Source organism: Trichothermofontia sp. (assembly GCF_053493415.1).
Genome location: NZ_JBRCAD010000072.1, coordinates 1 through 6,971 on the forward strand (window position 1 = coordinate 1; position 6,971 = coordinate 6,971).

Genomic DNA, 6,971 nt, shown 5'->3' on the forward strand with positions numbered 1-6,971 from the left:
GGCAATGGCGGGGGCAATGGCGGGGGCAAGCCCATGCCCAGGAGAGGTAACAGCAGGTGGGGAGGAAGATTCAGTGAGCATGGCACGCTAGAATAAAATGAAAATGATAATCATTCTCATAATCTTACACGATCCGGCCATGAATGATGATCAAACTGCCTCAAAAAAACAGCCCTTGCCAATGTCTGCCCTCGCCCGTTGCCCAACCTTGCCCCGCCCAACCTTGCCCCGCCTAACCGCAGCGCAGACAGCGGTCGTACAGGCTTTGCGGCAGCAGCCCCAGCCGATTTCTGCCCAAGCCCTGTATGTCCTGATGCAGTCCCACCAGCCGGTTGGCTTAGCCACGGTCTACCGATCGCTGGAGGCCCTACAGCGGTCAGGGTTGGTGCAACACCGGGTCACGATCGCGGGAGAACGGCTCTATAGCGTGGTTGAGGACTCACCCGTCATGACAGCAGGCCGCGATCGGCATTACCTGACCTGTTTGCAGTGTGGCCAGTCCTTTCCCCTACCTTTTTGTCCCGTAGCCGAGTTTGCAGCCCAATTGCAGCAAGCCAGTTCGTTGCGGATTTACTACCACACGCTCGAATTTTTTGGCGTGTGCGAACCCTGTATACTGCACAGCGCCTGCGTGGGTCAACTGGAAAGGGGTTGCGGGATTATCTTGCCTTATCGAAAGCCCCGGCCCCGTTTCGATAGCCGCCAGACCAGGATTTCCCCCTGTTGGCCACCAGCCGCCAAGGCAGTTCCCTGCTGATTCCAGGCAAGACTCGTAAACCCTTGGGGCGCACCCTGGAGAATCTGAACAAGCCGTTGAGAGGCTTGCCAGAGACAGACCCAACCATCCTCAGCCGCCGAGGCCAAGAGGCGTGATTGAGGCTGGAAGGCGATCGCGGTAACAGGCGCACGATGGCGATCTAATACCTGAGCTTCCCAGCCACGGGTCGGGTCGGTAGCCTGGGTCCAGGTCACAATACCGGTGCCACTCACACTCGCCAACCGTGGTGTCCCCCTTGCTGACCAAGCCAACTGCCAAACCTTACCGGGGAACCCTTGCATGCGCCAGGGATGAGGATTTCCCCATTGCCACACTAGCAGGGAGCGATCGTTATTTCCCGATGCTAGGTACTGACCATCGGGCGACCAAGCGATCGCGGTACTCGCCCCGCCAGTTGTCTGAACTACCGGTGCAGCCTCCCAATCCTCTCGCTGCCAAATCTTCACGCTTTGATTGCCACCCACAGCTAAGGCGTATCCCTGGGGATGCCAAGCCAAATCCAAAACCGATGAAGCTTCAAAACTAAGAGTCGTTACAATCTCAGACCGATCGGCATTCCAGATTTGAACATTGCGCCCTAAACTAAAGGCCAATTCTGGCGCAGAGGGGTGCCATTGCAGGCGATCGATCCATACCCCTGGATACTCTAACTGAGTCAACAATTGATAGTTGGCCGCAGTATCCGCCCTGTGCCAAAGGGTGATCGTCCCCGCCTGTCCACCGGTAGCCAGAAAGCGGCCATTGGCCGAGATAGACAGTCCATCTAATGAGGTTAGCTGGGCAGTTTGTAGGTAGGTTACGACCTCCCCCAACCCACAATCCTTCCAGACGTGTTGGGCTAACTGGACATCGTAGACGACAAGTTCACCATTGGCAGAAATGGCCACCAGCCGTGAGCCATCGGGTGTCCAAGCGATCGCCGTCACATACTCGGATAGCTGGTGCTGCCCTGCTAATTCCAGGGAAAATGGAGAGAGGGTTTTCGGCATGGTGGTCCTCAATCATTTGCCACCAAACAGGCACGGAAATTCGCGGCCAAATTCATGGCTTCGAGATTGCGGCCAATAAACACCAATTCGTTCTGGCGGACTTCACCGGGTCGCCAGGGACGATCTGGACATCCCTCGAACAACATATGAATTCCCTGAAAGACATATCGCTGCTCCTCGCCCGCGATCTGGAGAATCCCCTTCATCCGAAAAATATCGGGGCCGTGGTTGCGTAATAATTCACTTAACCAAGTGTTCAACTTCTCCCCATCTACAGCACCCTGTTCTCGTAGTGCCAGGGAGCCAACCGTGGCATCGTGCTCATGGGCCGTCTCATTGAGAAACTCTGGATCGATACTCAGGGCATGATTGATATCAAAGGCATTCACCCCCAAAAGGGTTTCTATCGGAATCTGAGCTGATTGAGTTCGGTAAATTTTCGCGATCGCATTCATGGCCCGGATACGCTGTTCGAGGGCATCCAACTCGGCCCTACTTACAAGGTCAATTTTATTGAGCAAAATCACATCAGCAAACGCAATCTGCTCTAGCGCTTCATCGGCATCCCAATGCTGGTGAATGTGTTTGGCATCCACAACGGTAACGACGGCATCCAGCCGCGTCTGGGATTGAATCTGATCGTCGACAAAAAAGGTTTGAATGACGGGGGCCGGGTCAGCAAGTCCAGTTGTCTCGATCACCAAGTGATCAAAACGCTCACGGCGCTTCATCAGGTTACCAATAATCCGAATCAGATCGCCGCGAACGGTACAACAGATACAGCCATTGTTCATCTCAAAGATTTCCTCGTCGGCATCCACCACTAATTGGTGATCAATCCCCACTTCACCAAACTCATTCACAATGACCGCCACCTTCTTGCCGTGCTCATGGGTCAGAATCCGGTTGAGTAGGGTGGTCTTGCCCGCCCCCAAATACCCAGTCAGCACAGTGACGGGGACACTTGTCGGCTCTGCAGTTGCTATCACGGTTGCCTCCGGTGTTTGAGTATTTAGTAGAATGATAATCATTATCACTCTTGGTTGCCTAGCCCGGTTATGCCAGCGCCCAGTCTGTTTAAGGAAGGTGAGTTAATCCCGATGGGGGCAGGTTCTCCGACGTTACCTGCTGCGGTTAATCTGGCGATCGTGGGGGCGGGACCCCAGGCCCTGACCCTCGTGACTCACCTGTTGCAAAAGCGGCCATCATTGCGGCAGCGGTTCGTGGTGCTTGATCCTGCGGGGGAGTGGTTAGCCCAGTGGCGGCATCAGTTTGCAGCGTTGGAAATTCCCCATTTGCGATCGCCCGCTGTCCACCATCCCGCCCCTGACCCCCACGCCCTGCGTACCTTTGCCGAGTCCCGTTCTCAGGAATTGTTTCCCCCCTATGACCTACCGGGGACGGCCCTCTTCCAAGACTTTTGCCAAGCCGTGATCCACCGTTGGCAGTTAGCCGATCGGGTGATTCCGGCATCGGTACAGGCGCTGACGGTGCTTACCCAGGGTCGGAAGCCGTCCTTTTGTCTAACGCTAGGGGATGGGCGGTTGTTACGGGCAAGGCGGGTGGTTTTGGCGATCGCTGGGGGGCGGCCCCAATTCCCGGATTGGGTACAGCGCATTTCGACTCCCTATCCAGCCGATCGGCTGCAACATTCCCACCAGATTGACCTGCGAGGGTTACGGTTAGCGGGGGAACGCATCTTGATTATCGGCAGTGGTCTCACGAGTGGGCATTTGGCGGTGGGTGCGATCGCTCGGGGTGCCCAGGTCATTCTCATGGCACGACGGCAATTTTATGAAAAGTTGTTTGACGCAGAACCGGGCTGGTTAGGCCCCAAGTACCTGAAGGGGTTTCAGGCAGAACCTTGTTGGGAACGACGCTGGCAGATGATTCAAGCTGCCCGTAATGGGGGGTCGCTGACCCCGGCAATGTTGACGCAGTTGCGGCGTTGGGAACGGGCAGGACAACTGTCCTTTTACGAGCACTGTGAGGTGGCAGCAGCAACATGGGAAGGCTCAAGCTGGCGGGTCATTTGTCATCACGCAGCCGGGTATGACTGCTTGGCCCAATGGCCAATCGATCGCATTTGGTTGGCAACGGGGACGCAGATTAATGTTAACCAGTGGCCCCTATTATCGGAAATCCGGGAGGCTTATCCCGTGCCTACGATCCAGGGCCTACCAGTTCTGGATTCGTATCTACGCTGGCCGGGTTGCCCACTGTTCATCATGGGGGGAGCGGCAGCTTTACAGTTGGGACCCGCAGCCCGCAATCTTTATGGTGCCCGCATGGCAAGCGGTCGCATTGTGCCAGCCCTGACCAAGGCCACGATCGGTTAAACCCAGACTCAGCCCATCCCCTGATGCCTAGGTTCTGTTGCGCCTGCCTTGCCTCTTACCTTTTTCCCTCATGGGCCTTTTGAAAAATGGTTAATAGGACAGGACCAATGAGATCCTGATGACTGATACAGGTGAGCTTGGCCTGTTCACCCATTTGCTGCCGCTGCGATCGCGAATAGAACCGTAGCCCCCCCGGTGAAACCGCGATCGCTTGCCGCCCGCCCATCCAAAAGGTCGTCGTATAGTCCACCAGATAAAAGCGCCCACCCGGTTGTAGCACCCGGTAAACTTCCCCCATAACAGCCTGGGGGTCGGGGTAATGCAAAAAACTAATGGTACTGAAGGCGGCGTCGAAGCAGCGATCGCCAAAGGGAATCGCATCACTGCGGCCCTGCTTAAAAATCAGCCGAGGACGGTGTTGATTACGCTGGCGGGCCTGTTGCAACATCACCGGAGCCAGATCGAGACCATAGCCGCGTAGATTGGGATAACGGGAAGCCAGTCGATTCAGCAACCGTCCCGTCCCACAGCCAATATCCAGGACAACCCCAGCGTCGGGCAATTGCACGTACTCTAGCAACCGTTGGTGCACGGCCTGGTAGAACACGGAAGGCAGCAGCCAGTCATAGGTCAGTGCCCAGCGATCGAAAAATCGGGCCTTACGGTCGAGAACATCGCCGGGTTCACGCGGGGAACAGCATCCCGGTGCAAAGGGCTTACAAACAATCATTTATACCTGGGGAGAAGGGCGATCGTCGGGTAAGGTGGGCGCAGCGGGCGTATCGGTGAGGGCATATCCCTGCTGGGCCATTGCAGCCACAAAGTCAGTTGCAGGCAAGGGCGTTGGCGGACCCGCAGGGGGCACATCCGGATGCTGGTGCCGGTGTTTACGGAGTTTGGCTTGGCGTCCCATAGGTGTTGCGAGGAGAGAGGAGTTAGGAGAGAGGAGTTAGGAGTTAGGAGTTAGGAGAGAATACTAGGGGCATTGTAGCGTTTCCCGATTCGCCTGCGGAGACGCTACGCGAACGGGACTAGGGAGCGGGAGCGGTGTGATAGGGTTGAGTTGAGTTTTGAGTTTTGAGTTTTGAGTTTTTAATTTTGAATTTTGAATTCTCCCCAGTACTGCTGACGTTACTCCAGTTGGCTAGCCCGGCGTTGCCAGTGGGGGCCTTTAGCTATTCCGAGGGATTGGAAACCCTGGTGACCCAAGGCGTGATCACGGACGCGATCGCGCTGGAGCAGTGGCTAACCCAGGAGTTGCAGTATGGGGCCATTCGCCTCGATGGGGCGGTTTTGCTGCGGTGTTACCAGGCGTTCGGCGAACAGGATCAGGCAAAGCTGGTGCGTTGGAATAACTGGCTTTCGGCGGCGCGGGAGTGTGAAGAACTGCGGCAGCAAAGCTGGCAGATGGGGTGGGCGTTAGCGCGATTGCTGCCGGAACTGTATCCCGCGCTCGCACCCTGGTTAGCGGTGTGCCAGCCTAACTGTAATTTTGCAACCGCCTTTGGGTTGGCAGCAGCCCAGGCCCAGATTGCTCCCGATATGGCGATCGCGGCCTATCTGCACAGTTGGAGTACGAATTTAATCAATGCCGGTATTAAGTTAATTCCCCTAGGACAAACGATCGGGCAGATATTGTTGTTACATCTCCAAGCGCCAATTGTGCAAGCGACAACGGCAATTCTGACCCTTGCAGATGATGAGTTAGACAGTTGTAACTGGGGTCTCTCCCTGGCGAGTATGCAACATCAGGAACAATACAGTCGCCTCTTTCGGAGTTGATGGGAAATGTTGGTGACGGACAGGCATAGATCACAGCAGTGATCCGGCTGATCTTCAAATACCTGCCCAGTGCTTACCATAATGGCGCCAATGACCCCAAGGCGCGGGAGAAAATGCACTATGCGTCTACGATCGCGGGCATGGCTTTTGCCAATGGTTTCCTGGGGATCTGCCACTCGATGGCGCACCAGTTGGGTGGGGTCTCCCACATCCCCCACGGGTTAGCCTTAGATGAGGTGGCAGATCAAGCCTTTGATGACCAATGTACCGGCTCAAACCCGCGCTATCCCTTAATTCAGGATCTACGCCAATTGCTGCTCGATGCCTACGAGGGCCGATCAGCGGTGCCAGACTCACCCACGCTCGCGGCTAATGGCAATGGCCATCAGGCTACGGGGGATATCGCTGGACTGGCTCCCCAACCCGTGGGTTAACTCGCTACTGACCAGCCGCAGGCGACAATCCCACTGCTCCCTAAGGTTTGAGGTTTAGATTTGCTATAGTGGCGAAACCCAAGCATTCGCAATTGCACCCTATGCAGCCCCTGAACCCGCGATCACCGCAACTAAGGCAACGGCAACGGCAGTTGCCTGGGCCTACCCACTGGGGAATTCCTGTCAGCTTCCTAGTGGCGGCAGCATTGGTCAGCAACCTTCAGCCCGCGATCGCCCACCCAGGGCATGGTGCCTTGGACCCTTGGCTGAACCCAGTCCTCACGCCCCATTTCCGAGTCGTTGGCCTGGGGGTTGCCTTCCTGTTTGGAATGGCCCATGCCGTTAGCCCCGGTCATGGCAAAACGATGGTAGTGGCCTATTTGGTGGGAACCCGGGGCACGCCCAAAGATGCCGTGCTTCTGGGCTTGATTACCACCCTGACCCATACCCTGGGCATTTTTCTGCTGGGTTTAGGGGTCCTGTTTGCGACGAATTATGTTCTGCCCGCACAGCTTTATCCCATCCTTAGCTTTCTGAGTGGCCTACTGGTTTTTGGGGTTGGCTTTTGGCTCCTGGATCAACGCTTACAGGCCATGCAATCTTCGTCAGCACCCCAATCTGCTCAGCTCCACCCGCATCCCCACGGATC

General features: G+C 56.2%; 9 protein-coding genes. 5 read left to right on the top strand and 4 right to left on the bottom strand.

Features of this window, described 5'->3' with window-relative positions:
- The first annotated feature begins 181 nt into the window (after nucleotides 1-181).
- A complete protein-coding gene (locus ACWIUF_RS06170) occupies nucleotides 182-757 on the top strand; it encodes a Fur family transcriptional regulator (RefSeq protein ID WP_448571413.1) in 576 nt (191 codons plus the stop codon).
- Here the strand turns inward: ACWIUF_RS06170 and ACWIUF_RS06175 are convergent.
- Nucleotides 670-1,767 carry a WD40 repeat domain-containing protein gene (locus ACWIUF_RS06175; protein ID WP_448571414.1) on the bottom strand — a complete coding sequence of 366 codons (1,098 nt, stop codon included), beginning with the start codon at nucleotides 1,765-1,767 and terminating at the stop codon, nucleotides 670-672. The two genes, ACWIUF_RS06170 and ACWIUF_RS06175, sit on opposite strands and share 88 nt — an antisense overlap.
- A gap of 8 nt (nucleotides 1,768-1,775) precedes the next feature.
- The gene (locus tag ACWIUF_RS06180; RefSeq protein ID WP_448571421.1) at nucleotides 1,776-2,753 is read right to left on the bottom strand and encodes a CobW family GTP-binding protein; all 978 of its coding nucleotides are present in this window, start codon (nucleotides 2,751-2,753) and stop codon (nucleotides 1,776-1,778) included.
- Nucleotides 2,754-2,825: 72 nt separating this feature from the next.
- Between ACWIUF_RS06180 and ACWIUF_RS06185 the strand changes: the two genes are divergently transcribed.
- Entirely contained in the window at nucleotides 2,826-4,106 is a 1,281-nt protein-coding gene (locus ACWIUF_RS06185) for an FAD/NAD(P)-binding protein (RefSeq protein ID WP_448571415.1), read from the top strand.
- A gap of 55 nt (nucleotides 4,107-4,161) precedes the next feature.
- Here ACWIUF_RS06185 and ACWIUF_RS06190 read toward each other — a convergent pair whose 3' ends face one another.
- Both ACWIUF_RS06190 and ACWIUF_RS06195 read right to left on the bottom strand, forming a co-directional pair.
- On the bottom strand, nucleotides 4,162-4,836 hold the full coding sequence (locus ACWIUF_RS06190) for a class I SAM-dependent methyltransferase (protein WP_448571416.1): 675 nt from the start codon (nucleotides 4,834-4,836) through the stop codon (nucleotides 4,162-4,164).
- On the bottom strand, nucleotides 4,837-5,019 hold the full coding sequence (locus ACWIUF_RS06195; RefSeq protein WP_448571417.1) for a hypothetical protein: 183 nt from the start codon (nucleotides 5,017-5,019) through the stop codon (nucleotides 4,837-4,839).
- Between the two features lie 164 nt (nucleotides 5,020-5,183).
- On the opposite strand from ACWIUF_RS06195, the gene ACWIUF_RS06200 reads away from it, so the two are divergent.
- The 3 genes from ACWIUF_RS06200 to ACWIUF_RS06210 all read left to right on the top strand — a co-directional run.
- Entirely contained in the window at nucleotides 5,184-5,888 is a 705-nt protein-coding gene (locus tag ACWIUF_RS06200; RefSeq protein ID WP_448571418.1) for an urease accessory protein UreF, read from the top strand.
- A gap of 38 nt (nucleotides 5,889-5,926) precedes the next feature.
- A complete protein-coding gene (locus ACWIUF_RS06205; protein WP_448571419.1) occupies nucleotides 5,927-6,322 on the top strand; it encodes a hypothetical protein in 396 nt (131 codons plus the stop codon).
- 101 nt (nucleotides 6,323-6,423) lie between these two features.
- On the top strand, nucleotides 6,424-6,971 hold a 548-nt coding region (locus ACWIUF_RS06210), incomplete at its 3' end, for a HoxN/HupN/NixA family nickel/cobalt transporter (protein ID WP_448571420.1).